Origin of the sequence: Flavobacterium plantiphilum (assembly GCF_046000495.1) — a bacterium.
Lineage (GTDB): Bacteria > Bacteroidota > Bacteroidia > Flavobacteriales > Flavobacteriaceae > Flavobacterium > Flavobacterium plantiphilum.
On sequence record NZ_JBELQA010000004.1, the window covers coordinates 245,637 to 264,452 of the forward strand.

15 protein-coding genes are annotated in these 18,816 nt (G+C 33.7%); 7 read left to right on the forward strand and 8 right to left on the reverse strand.

What is annotated here, in order from left to right:
* Nucleotides 1–70: 70 nt before the first annotated feature.
* The 3 genes from rny to ABS764_RS08725 form a co-directional block, all read right to left on the reverse strand.
* Nucleotides 71–1,633: a ribonuclease Y gene (gene rny, locus ABS764_RS08710; protein WP_408081403.1), complete on the reverse strand. Its 1,563-nt coding sequence runs from the start codon at nt 1,631–1,633 to the stop codon at nt 71–73.
* A 212-nt stretch (nt 1,634–1,845) separates the two neighbouring features.
* The gene (locus ABS764_RS08720) at nt 1,846–2,133 is read right to left on the reverse strand and encodes a cell division protein ZapA (RefSeq protein WP_035660797.1); all 288 of its coding nucleotides are present in this window, start codon (nt 2,131–2,133) and stop codon (nt 1,846–1,848) included.
* Between the two features lie 8 nt (nt 2,134–2,141).
* Nucleotides 2,142–2,432: a hypothetical protein gene (locus ABS764_RS08725; RefSeq protein ID WP_408081404.1), complete on the reverse strand. Its 291-nt coding sequence runs from the start codon at nt 2,430–2,432 to the stop codon at nt 2,142–2,144.
* A gap of 177 nt (nt 2,433–2,609) precedes the next feature.
* On the opposite strand from ABS764_RS08725, the gene ABS764_RS08730 reads away from it, so the two are divergent.
* The 3 genes from ABS764_RS08730 to ABS764_RS08740 all read left to right on the forward strand — a co-directional run bounded on the left by ABS764_RS08730 (nt 2,610) and on the right by ABS764_RS08740 (nt 7,622).
* Nucleotides 2,610–4,304: a M23 family metallopeptidase gene (locus tag ABS764_RS08730; RefSeq protein WP_408081405.1), complete on the forward strand. Its 1,695-nt coding sequence runs from the start codon at nt 2,610–2,612 to the stop codon at nt 4,302–4,304.
* A gap of 12 nt (nt 4,305–4,316) precedes the next feature.
* Nucleotides 4,317–6,785, forward strand: a complete 2,469-nt coding sequence (locus ABS764_RS08735; RefSeq protein WP_408081406.1) for a TonB-dependent receptor — start codon at nt 4,317–4,319, stop codon at nt 6,783–6,785.
* Between the two features lie 117 nt (nt 6,786–6,902).
* The gene (locus ABS764_RS08740) at nt 6,903–7,622 is read left to right on the forward strand and encodes a hypothetical protein (RefSeq protein ID WP_408081407.1); all 720 of its coding nucleotides are present in this window, start codon (nt 6,903–6,905) and stop codon (nt 7,620–7,622) included.
* Here the strand turns inward: ABS764_RS08740 and ABS764_RS08745 are convergent.
* From ABS764_RS08745 to ABS764_RS08765, 5 genes are all read right to left on the reverse strand, one after another.
* A complete protein-coding gene (locus ABS764_RS08745; protein WP_408081408.1) occupies nt 7,615–8,316 on the reverse strand; it encodes a DUF2971 domain-containing protein in 702 nt (233 codons plus the stop codon). The genes ABS764_RS08740 and ABS764_RS08745 overlap by 8 nt on opposite strands.
* An 81-nt stretch (nt 8,317–8,397) precedes the next feature.
* The gene (locus ABS764_RS08750) at nt 8,398–10,227 is read right to left on the reverse strand and encodes an ABC transporter ATP-binding protein (protein ID WP_408081409.1); all 1,830 of its coding nucleotides are present in this window, start codon (nt 10,225–10,227) and stop codon (nt 8,398–8,400) included.
* Complete coding sequence (locus ABS764_RS08755; protein WP_408081410.1) at nt 10,227–11,954, reverse strand: phospho-sugar mutase; 1,728 nt, start codon at nt 11,952–11,954, stop codon at nt 10,227–10,229. Before ABS764_RS08755 ends, ABS764_RS08750 begins: the two co-directional genes overlap by 1 nt.
* A 130-nt stretch (nt 11,955–12,084) precedes the next feature.
* Nucleotides 12,085–13,044 carry a glycosyltransferase family 2 protein gene (locus ABS764_RS08760; RefSeq protein WP_408081411.1) on the reverse strand — a complete coding sequence of 320 codons (960 nt, stop codon included), beginning with the start codon at nt 13,042–13,044 and terminating at the stop codon, nt 12,085–12,087.
* 7 nt (nt 13,045–13,051) lie between these two features.
* Complete coding sequence (locus ABS764_RS08765; RefSeq protein WP_408081412.1) at nt 13,052–13,585, reverse strand: DUF4199 domain-containing protein; 534 nt, start codon at nt 13,583–13,585, stop codon at nt 13,052–13,054.
* A gap of 240 nt (nt 13,586–13,825) precedes the next feature.
* Between ABS764_RS08765 and ABS764_RS08770 the strand changes: the two genes are divergently transcribed.
* The 4 genes from ABS764_RS08770 to ABS764_RS08785 all read left to right on the forward strand — a co-directional run bounded on the left by ABS764_RS08770 (nt 13,826) and on the right by ABS764_RS08785 (nt 18,799).
* Nucleotides 13,826–14,077 carry a type B 50S ribosomal protein L31 gene (locus ABS764_RS08770; RefSeq protein ID WP_035662670.1) on the forward strand — a complete coding sequence of 84 codons (252 nt, stop codon included), beginning with the start codon at nt 13,826–13,828 and terminating at the stop codon, nt 14,075–14,077.
* Between the two features lie 127 nt (nt 14,078–14,204).
* A complete protein-coding gene (locus ABS764_RS08775; RefSeq protein ID WP_408081413.1) occupies nt 14,205–15,380 on the forward strand; it encodes a GlmU family protein in 1,176 nt (391 codons plus the stop codon).
* 161 nt (nt 15,381–15,541) lie between these two features.
* A complete protein-coding gene (locus ABS764_RS08780; protein ID WP_408081414.1) occupies nt 15,542–17,005 on the forward strand; it encodes an alanine/glycine:cation symporter family protein in 1,464 nt (487 codons plus the stop codon).
* Between the two features lie 159 nt (nt 17,006–17,164).
* Entirely contained in the window at nt 17,165–18,799 is a 1,635-nt protein-coding gene (locus tag ABS764_RS08785) for an ABC-F family ATP-binding cassette domain-containing protein (protein WP_408081415.1), read from the forward strand.
* Nucleotides 18,800–18,816 lie beyond the last annotated feature (17 nt).

An 18,816-nucleotide genomic window follows, 5' to 3' on the forward strand; every position in this document is an offset into this window, starting at 1 on the left:
TGTAAAAAAAAACCAAATCCCATCATCATAGTTGGAATTTGGAATTTTTAATATTTAGAATTTTGAGTAATTATTTAGCAATATTTACAGCTCTGGTTTCTCTGATTACAGTCACTTTTACCTGACCTGGGTATGTCATTTCTGTTTGGATTTTTTGAGAGATTTCAAAAGACAGAGTAGCGGCATTGTCATCAGAAACTTTTTCACTTTCTACAATCACACGTAATTCTCTACCTGCCTGGATAGCATAAGCATTTTTAACACCGTTAAATCCATAAGCTACTTCTTCCAAATCTTTTAAACGTTGGATGTAAGAATCTAAAACCTGTCTTCTGGCTCCCGGTCTTGCTCCTGAAATAGCATCACACACCTGAATAATCGGAGATAATAAAGATTTCATTTCAATCTCGTCGTGGTGCGCACCAATGGCATTACAAACTTCTTCTTTTTCGCCATATTTTTCAGCCCATTGCATTCCTAATAAGGCGTGAGGTAGATCACTTTCAGTATCCGGTACTTTTCCAATATCGTGTAATAAACCGGCTCTTTTAGCCAGTTTGACATTCAATCCTAATTCGGCAGCCATCAATCCACAAAGTTTTGAAACTTCACGAGAGTGTTGTAATAAGTTTTGACCATAAGAAGAACGGTATTTCATACGCCCAACCACTTTGATTAACTCCGGGTGTAAGCCGTGAATTCCTAAGTCGATAACCGTACGTTTACCTACTTCGATGATTTCGTCATCAATTTGTTTGGCTGTTTTAGCAACTACTTCTTCAATACGTGCCGGGTGAATACGTCCGTCAGTTACTAATTTATGTAATGATAAACGGGCAATTTCTCTGCGAACAGGATCGAAACAAGAAAGAATAATCGCTTCAGGTGTATCGTCAACAATGATTTCAACCCCGGTAGCGGCTTCAAGAGCTCTGATGTTTCTTCCTTCACGACCGATGATTCTTCCTTTAACATCATCCGATTCAATGTTGAATACAGAAACGCAATTTTCAACTGCTTCCTCTGTTCCAACACGTTGAATGGTGTTGATAATAATTTTCTTCGCTTCCTGCTGTGCGGTAAGTTTAGCCTCTTCAATAGTGTCCTGAATATGAGACATAGCTTTGCTTTTAGCTTCAGCTTTTAAGCCTTCTACTAATTGTTCTTTTGCTTCTTCGGCAGAAAGTCCTGAAATGACTTCAAGCTGTTGTAACTGGCTTTTATGTAGTCTGTCTACTTCGGCTTGTTTTTTGTCTAAAACTTCAATTTTTGCCTCAAATTCGGCAGTTTTTTTCTCGAAATCGTCGTTTATTTTTTTAGCTTTCGATAATTCATTAGAAATTTGAGATTCTTTATCTCTGGTTCTTTTTTCAACTTCGGCTACTTTTTTGTCACGAGCCAAAATTACTTGTTCGTGTTCCGATTTTAATTCGATAAATTTTTCTTTTGCCTGAAGAATTTTGTCTTTCTTTATGTTTTCAGCCTCGAGATTGGCGTCTTTTAAGATAGAAGCAGCTTCTTTTTTAGCGTTTTTGATAAGGTTAGAAATGTTGCTTTTTTCTATGATTTTAGCGATGGTAAAACCTACTGCAATACCTATAATTCCCGAAATAATAATCGTTAATATGTCCATGTTTGTTTAAAAATTTATATATAAAAAAAGCCTACATTAGTTGTTTGTATAAACTCGTAAAGACAAGTTTTGAGCTAACTCGCTGTTCAAGCTTCCAAACTGAATTGGCTTGCTATAGTAACGATGATTCGCTCATTCTAAATTGTTAGTGTTGAGTTTACCAAATTGTGAACTAATGTAGGCAGTATCTTAGTTGTTAAAGAACGTATTTTTTAGAGATTTTCGTCTAAAAGTGCATTAATTTTCTGAATTCTGTCAATGGTTTCGTCTCCATTAATAGCATTGTCAATCTGTTTTTGCTCTACCTGCGATGCAAATTGCAAAGCACACATAGCTAAAACGTCCTGTTTATCGCGAACAGCATAATTTTCTTCAAATTGCTTTATCATTGTATCAATTTTTTTAGAAGCACTTCTGAGTCCTTCTTCCTGACTGGGATCTACTGTTAGCGGATAAACCCGGTCTGCAATTGATATTTTAATTTTAAGCTTTTCGTCCATTGTTTATACTAATCTGATAACTGTGCGATACAGTAATCAATTTCCCGAATTAATGAATTTATTTTAAGCTTCGTATCTCTTTTGTTTTCGTCACTGCCTAATAATGAATTGGCAATTTTAAGTGTTTCATACTGTGCTTTTAAGGCTTCAATTTCCTGTGATTGCGATTGTATGACCTGAGCAGCTTTATTTAATTCGATAGTTAAATCCTGATTATTTTTTTCTAATTTTTTTAATTTTAGAATAAGTTTTTCAACTTTATTTTCAAGAGTATCAATTATTTCTGCAATTACACTCATAATTAATCCTGTTCATTACTTAATATTACAAATTTAGTATTAGTTTTTATTATTACAATATTTTATCGCTTTTTTTATTAAATAATAATCAAAATGTTGTATTGTAAATGGTTACAAAAAAACTTTTTTTGTAAAGTATTCCTAATTACTTTTTTTATCTTAGCAAAAACGACATATATGAGATTATTTATCTTCTTTCTATTGATTTCTAGGGCAGTGATAGCTCAGAATGCATATCCCAAAGATTATTTTCAGGCTCCTTTAGACATTCCGATACAATTATCAGGGAATTTTGGAGAATTAAGATCGAATCATTTTCATGCGGGTTTTGATTTCAGAACTTTGCAAAAAGAAGGTTTAGAAGTACATGCTGCTGCGGATGGGTATGTTTCGCGTATTAAAATTTCACCATTTGGTAACGGGAAAGCTATTTACATCAATCATCCTAATGGTTTTACCACTGTTTATTGTCATTTACAGACTGCTACCGGTGCAATTGCGGATTATATAAAAAAAGCACAATATAAGGAACAGTCCTTTGAGGTGGAAATGTTTCCGAAAGCTAATGAGCTAGTGGTTAAAAAAGGACAACTTATTGCTCTTTCCGGAAATAGCGGTTCGTCAGGAGGTCCTCATTTGCATTTTGAATTTAGAGATACCAAAACAGAAAAAATTATTAATCCAATGTTCTTTGGTCTTGATAAAAAAATTAATGACACTAAAAAACCTATAATTTCGGCGCTTTATGTCTATCCTTTAGACGGAGCAACAGTTAATAAATCCAAGCGTCCACTACTGCTGAATGTTAATTTGCAAAAAGACGGAACTTATTTAGCGAGTAAAGTGTTATCTAATGGGAAAATTGGATTTGGAATCACTGCTGATGATTATAATAATAATTCATCTAATAGAAACGGAGTATACAAAGTGCAATCTTATCTTAATGGAAAAGCGGTTTTTGGGTATCAATTTGATACTTATTCGTTTGATGAAATGCGCTATATTAATGCTTTAATTGATTATTCACGTTATAAAAAATCGTATCAAAGAGTTCAGAAACTGTTTATGAATACTCCTTTTAATTTAAGTATTATTAAAACCGATGCGGATAATGGAATTGTAAAAGTATCTCCTAATATTAATTTAGTGTATCGCATTGAGGTAGCTGATTTTTTTGGAAATACTACTATTATAAATATTCCGATTGGTTTTGATTCTTCCAGTCCTGTAGTGGAACAGGAAGCAAATAATTCTAATTATTTTGTAAAAGCTAAAACAGATAATATTTTTTCTAAAAACAACATGACAGTTACTTTTCCTGCAGGAACTTTTTATGATAATTTTGCAATGGATTTTGCAGTAAACGGAAACGTTTTGACTCTTCATGATGATTCGGTTCCGGTACACTCCAGTTTTGAAATTGCTATAGAAAGTGATCAGTATTCAGCTGATCAGAAAAATAAAGTATATATCGCTGATTTGAGTTCAAACGGCAGATTAGGGTATAATTCAACTACCGTAAAAGGAAATGTTTATAGTGCTAAAGTACGTTCTTTAGGAAAATACACTTTAGGAATAGATACTACGCCACCAGTAATAAGTATTGCCAGATCAATTGAAGGTCGCTGGTTAAGTAATGAGAAAACTATTCAGCTTTCTATAAGTGATTCAGGTTCGGGAATAAAATCTTATAATGGTTATTTAAACGGAACTTGGATTTTATTTGAGTACGATTATAAAACCAGAAAAATTACCCATTATTTTGATGATACACTTGTGGCAGAAGGCGCTAATGATTTAAAAGTGATTGTAACGGATCAAGTGGGAAATTCAACAACTTTTGAGGCTCATTTTTTTAGAAGTCAAAAATAATACTGCGATACTTTGAATAGCAATAAATTAAGTGGTGTTTTTATTCTGTTTTGGATTAGTTTTTCCTCTTTTGCACAGCTGGTAAAAGTGAAAGGGACAATAGTTGATACTGAAAACCGACCTGTGAATAATGTGAATATTTCGTTTTCGGGGCATACAACCCAGTCCGGTGTAAAAGGAAATTATGTGATTAAAGTTCCTGTAAATAAAAAAATAAATTTATTATTTAGCCATGTAACCTATAAAAAAACGAGCATTTCCCTGCTGTTAAAAAGTGCTTCAGATTATGAATTGAACTTAATAATGAAAGAAACTGAGGAGCAAATAGGGGAGATTGTGGTATCAAAAGACAAAAAAAGTCAGATAGATGGAATTGTTACTATTCCCGGAACTTTAATAAAGAAAATTCCCGGAGCTAATCCCGGAGTTGAAAATGTGTTGAAAACACTGGCAGGGGTAAATTCTAATAATGAACTGAGTACACAATATTCGGTAAGAGGAGGGAACTATGATGAAAATTTAGTGTATGTCAATGAAATTGAAATTTATCGTCCTTTTTTAATTCGTTCCGGACAACAGGAAGGGTTGAGTTTTACCAATACTGATCTGGTACAGAATATTACTTTTTCCGCAGGTGGATTTCAGGCTGGATATGGTGATAAATTGTCTTCAGTTTTAGATATTACGTATAGAAAACCAACACAATTTGCCGCCACTTTAGAGGCAAGTTTACTTGGAGGAAGCCTCGCTGTTGATGCCGTTTCAAAGAATAAAAAATGGAGTTCAGTTACCGGTTTTCGTTATAGAAACAACAGTCTTTTAGTTAATAGTCAGGAAACAGAAACAAATTTCACGCCCTCTTTTATTGATATTCAGACAAATATAAATTACAAAGCGTCAGATAAATGGCAATGGAGTTTTTTAGGGAATATTTCGCAAAATAAATACGATTATCAGCCTTTGCTACGGAGAACCAGATTTGGTACTATTGATAAGCCGATGATGCTTACAGTGTATTATGAAGGACAGGAAAGAGACAAATACAATACTTATTTTGGTGCTTTAAAAAGTACTTATCAGTTTTCTGACAAATTAAAATTCAAGTTCATTACTTCTGTTTTTCATACTTTAGAACAAGAATATTTTGATATTCTGGCACAATATCGATTAGAAGATAATGAAACTACTATTGGAGGGGATACTTATGAAGGTGTTTCTTACACAAATGGCATTGGTACTCAGTTGAATCATGCAAGAAACGATCTCGATGCTTTAATTATTAATACTGAAATCAAGGGTTTATATAACTGGAAAGACAATAATTTAGAATTTGGACTTAAATATACGCGGGAATCTATCAGGGATAGAATAGCAGAATGGGAAGTAATCGATTCGGCAGGATTTTCAATTAATCCGCCCATTCTGGACTTTTCCAGAGAAGACCAGCCAGATACTTCTTTCACCGGACCACTGGCACCTTATCAAAGTGTTTTTGCTACTAATTATAATACGATTAATAGGTTTTCTGCTTATTTGCAGTGGAATGCAAAATCGAATTTAGAAAAGGCTCAGCTTTGGTATACAGCCGGAATAAGAATGCAAAATTGGAGTGTTTCCGGAACGAATTCTTCGGGAAATTCTCAAACTGTTTTTAGTCCCAGAGCACAGTTAGCAGTAAAACCGGATTGGGAGAAAGATATGACTTTTAGAATTTCGGGTGGTTATTATTATCAGCCTCCTTTTTACAGGGAATTAAGAGATGCTTCCGGAGCGGTTCAGGATAATGTAAAAGCACAACAATCGGTTCAGGTAGTTATAGGAAATGAATATAATTTTAAAATGTGGCAACGCCCGTTTAAGTTGGTTTCTGAATTGTATTATAAAGCGCTAACTGATGTTAATACTTATACGATAGAGAATGTCAGAATCCGTTATGCTGCGACAAATGACGCTAAAGCTTATGCGCAAGGATTAGATTTAAGATTGAATGGCGAATTTGTTCCCGGAACAGAATCCTGGTTTAGTTTTGGGTATCTTAAAACAGAAGAAAATAGTGCTGACAGAGGTTATATTGCCAGACCTACCGATCAGCGATTGAAATTTGGTGTCCTGTTTCAGGATTATATGCCTGCTATTCCGGGGATGAAATTGTATTTAAATTTAGTTTATAATACCGGTTTGCCCGGAGGATCTCCTTCTTATGCAGATGCATACAATTATCAAAACAGGTTAAATGATTATCGCAGAGTTGATATTGGTTTTTCTAAGGTGTTAATTGATGCAAATTCGAAAAAAATAAAAAAGAGCTGGCTAGGGAGTTTTAAAGAGCTGGCCATAGGTTTAGAAATATTTAATTTGTTTAATAATCAAAATGCGATTACAAATACATGGGTAAGGGATGTGTATTCTAAAAATGAATATGCTGTTCCTAATTATATGACTACAAGAATATTTAATGTGAAACTGAATGCTAAATTGTAATAAATAGTTGCTTTTGGAAGTTTTTATTTCATTAAATTAAGTCATAAATTAAGTTTAAAAAACCTAAACCGTTTTTAAAAATCATTACATTTGAAAATATTTAAATATCACATTCGTATGAAAACAGTGTCTATAGCCATAATGAATATTGCCGTTTTGCTTTTAGTAAGTTGTAAAAAAGAAGTAGAAAAACCAAAAGTGATATATAATACGACTAATGATAAGTCTGTTGCTAAAGTAGATTCAAGTCAGATTTCGATTGCTGATTTGCCTATTCAGATGGAAGGCACGCAGTATTTAATTCATCCTGTAGGGGATTTAAGAGTTTATGAGCGAGGAACTAAAGCCAGATATGGTTCTTCGAGTGTAATAGATTTAAGTTTTACGATTTCTAACTTAGGAGATGATGAAGTAACAGGTTATTTACAAAATTTAAAATTTCAGAAAACAGATTCAGACTCAATACATACTCTGACCGATAAGCCTGCTTTGATTTTAACTGCTACTTATTTAAAAGCTATTGCTGATAAGACTAAAAAGCAAATTCTGGTTTATACTATGTATGATCTGGATACCAACAGAGATGGTAAATTAGATACCAGTGATATCAAAGCATTGTATCTGAGTGATATCAGCGGTGAACATTTTACAAAAATTTCAGCTAATTTTGAAGAATTAATTGACTGGAGTTTAATAGAATCAACTAATCGTTTGTATTACAGAACTGTTGAGGATACTAATAAAAATGGTCAGTTTGATAAAAATGATGTGGTACATTACAACTACATTAACCTTTTAGATGCAAACTGGGAAGTCAGAAGTTATGATCCTATATAAGAATATCGCTTTCCAGATCTGATTTTTCAATTGTAAAATCAAAACCTAATTCTTTCACTAATTGAATTACAAGATTCTTATACCAGTTTTCTGATTTGGGATGAATGTAGATTTTTTCAATTAATTGGCTGATGTCAATATTTATTTTTAATCCGTCATTTAGCGTCGTGTTGCTGTCGGTAACATCACTTATAATTCGTACTTCGCGCTCGTATTGAAAACTTTTTCTTTTAAACAAAAAAGGGAAAAACAAGTCGTCAAATGGAATGTATTCTTTTTTATAATCAATATAATTTACTTCGCCTATATACTGCTTAAAGTTGTTTTCAGGATTAAGCGCTTTTTGTAATCGCCCGATAGTAGACTGAATAGCGAGTCCTTCACTGTTTTGAGTAAATATTTGCCACATAGCAAACGATTCGTATTCATTGATGTGCCAGCTGCTGATAGCTACTTTTTCCCGGTGTATTTTATAGTTGTTTATAAAATCAGGATTGTCAATGGCTAATTTCTTGATTTCTTCATAAGTAGGCTCGCTAAAAGTACCTTCATACTGATCTTCAAATTTGTCTGATCGCGACATAAACAACTTTTTAGAAATCAGTAAATCTAAAAATTTTGACAAATCTAAATATTTCCAAACCACAGTATTTGTATCTTCCGGAAGTTTGATATTTAGGTTGTTGTGATACATTTTATAAACTTATGTTTTAGTGCTGTAAAAGTTGTTATTTGTTTTAGAACCTCAAATAGAATGATGTTAAATTATAATTATTTATTCGAATGACTGCATCATTACCAGTTTGTTATAAGTACCATTTAAAGCTATTAATTCTTCATGTGTTCCCTGTTCGACAATTTTACCTTTATGCATTACAATAATACTATTTGCTTTTTGAATTGTAGAAAGACGGTGAGCAATAACAATCGAAGTTCGGTTTTGCATCATGTTTTCGAGTGCCATTTGTACAAATTTTTCACTTTCAGTGTCTAAAGCAGAAGTAGCTTCATCCAGAATCATAATTGGCGGATTTTTTAATACGGCACGTGCAATAGACAAACGTTGTTTTTGTCCGCCTGAAAGTTTGTTTCCGCTATCGCCTACATTGGAGTGAATTCCTTCGGGTAATTCTTTTACAAATTCGTAAGCATTGGCAATTTTTAAAGCTTCAATTACTTCTTCGTCAGTTGCATCTGGTTTTCCTAAAGCAATGTTGGCTTTAATGGTATCGTTGAAAAGAATAGAATCCTGAGTAACCAATCCCATTAAACCGCGAAGTGATTTTAATTTGATGTCTTTAATATCTAATCCATCCATCGTTATTTTACCTTCATTGACATCGTAAAAGCGGGTTAGTAAATTAGCAATAGTACTTTTTCCGGAACCGGATTGTCCTACCAGTGCAATGGTTTTTCCTTTAGGAATCTCTAATGTAAAGTTATCCAGAACATTTTCTTTTTTGTATCTGAAATTGATGTTTTCTAATCGGATAGTATCATTAAAGGTTTCTTTATCAACAGCGTCAGCTTTGTCAATTATAGTGTTCTCCTGATCCATCAACGTGAAAACTCTTTCTGCTGCCGCTAATCCGGATTTGACCTGATAAGATGCTTTAGAAACTGCTTTTGCAGGAGTTAAAATGGTGTAAGCAAGTGCGATATAAGTAATAAAAGTTGCCGAAGTGATGGATTGATCTTCAACAACTAGTTGGGCACCAAACCATAATAACACTGAAATAGTAACAATACCCAGGAACTCACTCATAGGAGAAGCTAAGTTGTTTTTATTCCCAATGCTGTTAGAAAGATGTAAAAGCCGATTTATGGAACTGTTGAATTTAGCAATAAAAGATTCTTCAGCATTGTACCCTTTTACCACTTTTAATCCACCTAAAGTTTCGTCTAAAATGGAAATAAAAATACCATTTTCATTTTGTGCTTTTATTGATTTAGCCTTCAGATTTTTTCCGATTCTTGAAATGATAATTCCAGCGACCGGAATAAAAATTAAAACAAAAAGAGATAGTTTCGGACTTATAATAAACATAGTTACTATTGAGAAAATGATAGTCAATGGTTCTCTGACAACCAGTTCCAAAACCTGAAAAAAAGAATTCTGAACATCATTTATATCTCCTAACATACGAGCCATAACGTCTCCTTTTTTCTTTTCAGAATAATAAGATACAGGCAGGTTTATGATTGTGGTGTATAATTTTTTTCTTAAATCTCTAAGAACACCTGTTCTTAACCGTGTAACATGATAGGAAGCAAAGTAGTTGGAAATGTTTTTTAAAAAAGCGGTTATAATGATAATTGAAATAACAAATAACAACATGATTTTAAAACCGTAAACATCGGTAAGGGTCGTCATTTTGTAATTCAGAAAGTCTCCCGTGTAGTTTTTGATAGTTCCGATTCCTTCGTATTCTGGGGCGGTATAAATTTTTTCATCAATCCCAAAAAGTACATTGAGGGTAGGAATCATAGATACCATCAGCAAAGTAGAAAACAATGCATAAAATATATTAAAAAACACATTTAAATAAATGTGTTTTTTATAATTTGAAACAAAAGGAAGTAGTTTTTTTATGTTAACATCCATTATTTTAATTGCATTTCTGAGATTATTGAAGCAATTTTTTGATCTAAATAAGATTCTGTTTCGTTGAAGTTTTCAACTGTATCTAATTCAGTGTTTACGCTTATGTAAAATTTAATTTTCGGTTCTGTTCCACTTGGTCTGGCACAGATTTTAGATCCGTCTTCAGTATAATAAATCAATACATTAGATTTAGGCATATGTATTGGGGATTCTTCTCCGTCTAATAAATTTTTAGCAACGGAGGATTGATAATCTTCTACCATTACTACACGTTGTCCGTTAATTTCTTTTAATGGATTTTCTCTCAGGTCAATCATCATCTGGTTGATTTCCTGTAAGCCTTCCATTCCTTTTTTAGTTAATGAAACCAGATATTCTTTATAGAATCCATGTTGAGTGTACAATTGCAATAATTCTTTGTAGACACTGCTTCCGTTGGCTTTAGCCTGAGCAGCGATTTCACAAATTAACAGTGTAGCTGCAACCGCATCTTTATCACGAACAGCGTCGCCTACCATGTATCCAAAACTTTCTTCACCACCTCCGATGAATTCCAATTCAGGGAAATCTTTAATCATTTTAGCAATCCATTTAAAGCCTGTTAATCCTACTTTAAATCCTACTCCGTAAGCAGATGCTAATTCCATAATCATAGGAGTAGAAACAATGGTGGAGCCTACAAACTGTTTTCCGTTGATTTTACCTGCTTTTTTCCATTTTTCTAATAGAAAAGCAGTCATTAAAATCATCGTTTGGTTTCCGTTTAACAAAGTCATTTTTCCTTCGTTGTTTCTAACAGCGATTCCTAAGCGGTCACAGTCGGGATCAGTACCAATAACGATATCTGCATTGGTTTTATCGGCTAAAGCCAAGGCTAAAGTTAAAGCTTCCGGTTCCTCAGGATTTGGTGACTTCACTGTTGGAAAATCTCCGTCAGGTACTGCCTGTTCTTCTACTATGTTTACGTTTTTGTAGCCTGCTTGCGCAAAAGTTTCCGGGATTGCAGTAATTGAAGTTCCGTGCAGTGAAGTGAAAACAATATTCAGATTGTCTTTTGCTTCAGCAGGAGTATCAAAACTGGCATTTTCAATAGTGGATTGGATAAAAGCCTGATCAACCTCTTTATCAATATATTCAATCAAATTCTCATTAGCATCAAATTTGATATCATTATAATTTAATTTTTCAATAGCATTAATAATTGCTGCGTCTTCGGGAGGAACAATCTGACCACCGTCTTCCCAGTAAACTTTATAACCATTGTATTCCGGTGGATTGTGCGAAGCTGTAAGAACAATGCCGCACTGACAGCCTAAATGTCTTAGGGCAAAAGACAATTCCGGTGTAGGTCTTAAATCAGAAAACAGATAAACCTGAATTCCATTTGCAGAAAAAACATCAGCAACTACCTTAGCTAATGTTTTACTGTTGTGGCGGCAATCAAAAGCAATAACGGCTTTGATGGGCTGATTAGGAAAAACAGTATGCAGGTAATTAGAAAGTCCCTGTGTGCTTTTTCCCAGAGTGTATTTATTAATACGGTTGTTTCCAACTCCCATAACACCCCGCATTCCGCCGGTTCCAAATTCTAAGTTTTTGTAGAAGCTTTCTTCTGCCTCTTTAGGAGAGTCGGTTAGTAATTTATTAATTGCTTCCTGAGTTTCGTGGTCAAATACTGGACTTTTCCACTCATTGACGGCGTCTAAAATGTTTTGTTTAATTTCCATTTTTGTAGCTTTTTTTACTGTTGTAGTTTTATGTTTTGTGTTGTTTTAGTTTCTTGTATTTCTTTAAAACAACTCACTGGTTTAGATGTAATAAATATAGGATTTTATTATTTTTTAAGCAGAAGATTGTTTAAGAAAAATTAATTTCATTTGAAATTTTATATCTTTCTTCATTATTCTTCGTGCGTAAAATGATTTCGCCAAGAAAACCGGCTAAAAATAATTGTGTTCCTAAAATCATCGTGGTTAGGGCAATAAAAAACCATGGATTGTTAGTGACTAAACTGTATGACATGTTGTTATACATATGATACAATTTAGAAAATCCAATATATCCCGCTAACAAAAATCCGATGATAAACATCAAAGAACCAATAGCTCCAAAGAGGTGCATCGGTCTTTTTCCGAACCTTGAGAGAAACCAAATGGTGATTAAATCTAAGAATCCGTTGATAAAACGTTCCATTCCAAACTTTGTTTCACCGTATTTTCTGGCCTGATGCTGTACTACTTTTTCACCAATTTTTCCAAAACCGGCATTTTTTGCAAGAACCGGAATGTATCTATGCATTTCGCCGGAAACTTCAATATTTTTTACAACAATATTTCGATAAGCTTTCAGCCCGCAATTAAAGTCATTTAAATGAACTCCTGAAGTTTTTCGGGCAGCCCAGTTAAATAATTTGGAAGGAAGATTTTTAGCAACTACAGAATCATAGCGTTTCTTTTTCCATCCGGATACCAAATCAAAATTTTCCTGGGTAATCATTTGGTATAATCCCGGAATTTCTTCGGGGCTGTCTTGCAGGTCAGCATCCATAGTGATGATTACATCGCCCTGAGCTTTAGCAAAACCAGCGTGTAAAGCCTGAGATTTTCCGAAGTTTTTCATGAATCGAATGCCTTTAACATGCGGATTCTGGGCAGCAAATTCCTGAATGATAAACCATGATTTGTCAGAGCTTCCGTCGTCCAGAAATATGATTTCGTAGGAATAACGGTGTTCCTGCATTACTTTAATAATCCAGGTGTAAAGTTCTTTAAGTGATTCTTCTTCGTTAAGAAGAGGGATTAATATAGATAGATTCATCGATTTTTTATTCTTGTGATGAGGATTTGCTTTTAAAGAAAGCAGCCATAATTAAACCAAAAATGGTGCAGAAAACAATATTTGATAAGGAGCCTTTTAATAATCCGGCAATTGAAAACTGATCGTTTTCTTTTAAATCAGTAACGGCTTTATTTATAGTTGCAGCAGGAGCATTAAACTTTTCCATTGCAGAAATCATATATTTAATAGTAAGCTCTTTAATGGTGTCTTTGGCGGCAGGATCAATAAAATTAAATAGTATGATATTGAAAACTACCGATATTGCAATTCCAATCAGAGCTGAAATAAAGTAGGTGGTAAAAGCATCTTTAAAAGTAAAAGTGCCCGGAAATTCTTTTTTTGTTTTGCTTAATAATATGATGGCAATAATGAGATATATAGCCAAATTAGAAACTCCAACCCAGGTTGATGTAAATAAATTTAAATCAATAGAGTAAATCAAAGCAGTAATTAAAACAGAAGTTAATCCGGTAATAATTCCAAAAGTAACTCCGTTTTTTTTGATAGTCTCATGAATCATTTTAAAAAGCTTTTAATTAAGCAACAAATATAGTAATTCCCTGTATATTGAAGTGGAAAAAACTGTTTTTAGCCATTTATATAAAAAAAAGAAATAAACATTTGTTTATTGAAAAATAATTGTATTTTTGCATCCTCAAAATTAATATAAAATAAAAAGTTATAATTAGTTTATACCTTTTCTGTTAAAAGGAAAGCTTCAAAGTTAAGTTATAGCCAAACAAATAAAAAAAGATTCAAGATGAAAAAAGGTGTACACCCGGAAAATTACAGATTAGTTGCTTTTAAAGACATGTCAAATGATGACGTTTTTATCACTAAATCTACTGCAGATACTAAAGAGACAATTACAGTTGATGGTGTTGAATACCCAGTTGTAAAAATGGAGATTTCCAGAACTTCTCACCCTTTTTATACAGGTAAATCTAAACTTATTGATACAGCAGGACGTATTGATAAATTCAAAACTAAATACGCTAAACATATTAAATAATTTTAATTTGTTTTTATATAATTTAAGCCTTCCATTCGGAGGGCTTTTTTATTTTAATCTATTTGAAAACTTTGTAACTTTGGCTCGTATTTTACAAAAAAAATACAATTAACAAATTGACAGCTTTATGAATTATATACTTTTTGACGGACCTGCTCGTAATGCATTATTGCCATTTACTTTTACCCGTCCCGTAGCGGATATTCTTATTGGGATTTTAACCATACGTCAAAAATGGGAGAAATATTTAGGCTCAACAATTACGACTTTAACAGAAGAATATTTGTCTGATAAATATCCGATGGTGGAATTAGAAGAGAATATAATGATTAATGCTTCTTTTCTTCCGAATGAAGTTTTGGCTGAAATGGTTTCGAATCTGGAACCAAATCAGGCTTTGTTTAAAGGAGAAGAAGTAATTGCTTTTTTTACTAATGATAGTCAGGAGGAAGTTGATTTTGATTCTTATGAAATTATCGAATACAGTGAAGACTGTTTGACGGTTATGAATACCTGGGATATTTTTTCTAAAAATGATGCGGCTATTCGCGAGGATTTTGAATTTTTAACAGAAGATAGAAAATCACAGCCCATTCCTAAAAGCGTAAATGTTATTGCGCCGGAGAATATTTTTATTGAAGAAGGCGCTCAATTGGAATTTGTTACGCTAAATGCTGGTACAGGTCCTATTTACATTGGTAAACATACTTTAATAATGGAAGGTACTGTTATCCGGGGACCTTTTGCGCTTTGTGAAGGTGCGGTTGTCAAAATGAGTGCCAAAATTTATGGAGCAACAACGGTAGGTTCTTATTCGAAAATAGGAGGAGAAATTAATAATTCAGTGCTGTTCAATTATTCTAATAAGGGGCATGACGGATTTTTGGGAAATTCAGTTTTAGGAGAATGGTGTAATATTGGAGCGGATTCTAATAATTCAAATCTTAAAAATAATTATGATGAGGTTAAGCTATGGAGTTATGAAACAGAAGGTTTTGCAAAGACGGGTTTACAGTTTTGTGGTTTGATGATGGGAGATCACAGTAAATGCGGAATCAATACGATGTTTAATACCGGGACAGTTATCGGAGTGAGTTCAAATATATTTGGTAGTGGATTTCCTCGAAATTTTGTTCCAAGTTTTTCCTGGGGCGGAGCAGCAGGATTTACCACTTATGTGACCAAAAAAGCTTTCGAAACAGCGAAGTTGGCTATGGGAAGAAGAAATATAGAATTTGATGAAAAAGAAGCCGCTATTTTAGAACATGTTTTTGAAGAAACTAAAAAATGGAGAAAAGAATAATCTGTATCCTTTTTTATATCATAGAATTTATTAAAAAAGCTTTGTTTGTAAAGAACAAAGCTTTTTTGTTTTAAGATGTTTTTTTGTTATTTATTATAAAAATGTTTGATAAATGGATGTTTTGTTGTTTTTTTGATGGTAAATTAATACTTAATAAAGATATGGAAGAATTTGTAGGAATGTTAAACGATGTGATTTGGAGTAATGGCTTAATCATTTTGTGTTTGGGTACAGGACTTTATTTTTCAATACGAACTCGTTTTCTGCAAATACGCTATATTAAAGAAATGTGGCGTTTGTTATTTGATGGAGAAAGTACAGATTCCGGTGTTTCTTCATTTCAGGCTTTAGCCATGTCTTTAGCGGGAAGAGTGGGGACGGGGAATATTGCCGGTGTGGCTACAGCGATTGCTTTTGGTGGTCCGGGGGCTATGTTTTGGATGTGGACGGTTGCTTTTTTAGGGGCGAGTACTGCTTATGTTGAGGCTACTCTGGCGCAAATTTATAAGGAAAAACATTTAGGGGAATTCCGCGGAGGTCCTGCTTTTTATATTGAAAGAGGTCTTGGGGTGAAGTGGTTTGCAGTATTATTTGCGATTGTTTCAGTAATTTCGGCAGGAGTATTTTTACCGGGAGTTCAGGCTAATTCTGTTGCAGAGGGAATTCAAAATGCTTTTAACTTCGATACATGGATTTCAGGTTTGGGAATGGTGGTGTTGTTTGGAGCTATTGTTTTTGGAGGGGTAAAAAGAATAGCGAAGTTTACGGAGTTTGTAGTGCCTTTTATGGCTATTGGTTATATTTTGCTGGCTCTTATAATTATTGGGGTTAATTTTGATCAGGTGGGAAGGGTTGTTAGTTTAATTTTTAAAAGTGCTTTCGATTTAGAAGCCGGATTTGGAGCTGTTTTTGGTCTGGCGATTCAATGGGGTGTAAAAAGAGGAATTTATTCTAATGAAGCAGGACAGGGAACGGCACCACATATTGCTGCAGCTGCAAATGTTTCGCATCCGGCTAAACAGGGTTTGGTGCAGTCTTTTTCGGTGTATATTGATACGTTATTTGTATGTTCAGCTACCGGTTTTATGATTTTGATTACAGGAATGTATAATGTCCAAAATCCTGATTTTGGTACTAATGGAGCAACGGAATTTTTATATCAGGGATTACATAATGTAGCGGTAGGACCGGCTTATACACAAAGCGCAATGGATACTGTTTTTCCCGGTTTTGGGTCTTATTTTGTTGCAATAGCGTTGTTTTTCTTTGCTTTCACAACTATTATTGCTTATTATTATATCGCAGAAACTAATATTTCTTATTTGACCAGAAAGATGGAATCAGCTATGTTTTATTATATTCTAAAGGTGGTTATGATGTTTGTTATTATGTATGGTGCTTTGAATCAGGCAAAATTAGCATGGGCAATTGGTGATGTAGGAGTGGGATTAATGGCATGGTTTAATATTGTGGCAATTATTCTTTTGCAAAAACCGGCTTTAAAAGCGTTAGGGGATTATGAAAAACAGAAGAAATCCGGTAAGGATCCTGTTTTTGTTCCGGAGGAAATAGGAGTTTCTAATGCGCATATCTGGAATACTCTGAATAAGACAAAAGTGAATTAATCGAATTTTTTGATACTATTTTCAAGCTTCTTTTTGCAATTTTTGGGTTGCAATCAGAAGCTTTTATTTTATAGGAACAAATTACTTAATTAAGCTATCTTTGCAGCTTTCAAAAAAAGAGCTAATCAATTAAATGGTTAACCGAATAAATAAAAAATAATGATTACAATTAACGATATATCGGTTCAGTTTGGAGGAACTACACTTTTTAGTGATGTTTCCTTTGCAATCAATGAAAATGATAAAATTGCCCTTATGGGTAAGAATGGTGCGGGAAAATCGACACTTTTAAAAATTATTGCAGGGAATTCTAAACCTTCAACAGGGAGTGTTTCAACTCCTAAAGATGCTGTTGTGGCTTATTTGCCTCAGCATTTATTAACTACTGATGGAGCAACAGTGATGGAAGAAGCTTCTAAAGCTTTTTCTGAAATTTTTGCTATGAAATCGGAAATTGACGAAATCAATGAGCAATTAACGATTAGAACAGATTACGAGAGTGATGACTATATGAAGTTAATCGAGCGTGTTTCTGATTTAAGTGAAAAGTTTTACGCTATTGAAGAAGTAAATTATGAGGCTGAAGTGGAAAAAATCTTGATGGGACTAGGTTTTGTTCGTGAAGATTTTACAAGACAAACATCAGAGTTTTCAGGAGGATGGAGAATGCGAATCGAATTAGCTAAAATTTTATTGCGCAAACCTGATTTGATTTTACTGGATGAGCCTACCAATCACATGGATATTGAAAGTATTCAATGGTTAGAAGATTTCCTGATTAATTCGGCTAAGGCAGTTGTGGTAATTTCTCATGATAGGGCTTTTGTTGATAATATTACTAATCGTACTATTGAGGTAACAATGGGTAGAATATACGATTACAAAGCTAAATATTCGCATTATTTAGAATTGCGAAAAGATCGTAGAATTCACCAACAAAAAGCTTACGACGAGCAACAAAAAATGATTGCTGATAATCGTGCTTTTATCGAGCGATTTAAAGGGACTTTTTCTAAAACAGATGCGGTTCAATCCCGTGTTCGAATGTTAGAAAAATTAGAAATTGTTCAGGTGGATGAAGTGGATACTTCGGCTTTAAGATTAAAGTTTCCGCCTGCGGCACGTTCAGGACAATATCCTGTTGTGGTGAAGGATTTGGCTAAAGCTTATGGAGATCATGTGGTTTTTAAGGATGCTAATATTGTTATTGAAAGAGGTCAAAAAGTGGCTTTCGTAGGTAAAAATGGTGAGGGTAAGTCGACAATGATTAAAGCTATCATGAAAGAAATTGGTATTGATGGCGGAAGTGTTGAGATTGGTCATAATGCTCAGATAGGGTATTTTGCTCAAAATCAGGCTTCATTGTTAGATGAAAATGCGACTATTTTTGAAACCATAGATAATATTGCTGTTGGCGATATTCGTACGCAAATCAAGAATATTTTGGGAGCATTCATGTTTCAGGGCGATGATATTACTAAGAAAGTAAAAGTGCTTTCCGGTGGAGAAAAAACACGTTTGGCAATGATAAAATTGTTGTTAGAACCTGTGAATTTATTGATTTTGGATGAGCCTTCCAATCACCTGGATATGAAAACTAAGGATATTATTAAAGATGCATTACGTGATTTTGACGGAACTTTAATCTTAGTTTCTCACGACCGTGATTTTTTAGATGGTCTGGCAACTAAGGTTTTTGAATTTGGAAACAAAAGAGTAGTAGAGCATTTTGAAGATATTTCCGGTTTCTTAGCGCACAAGAAAATGGAAAGCATGAGAGAAATTGAAAAATAAATTTCGCTTTAAAAGTA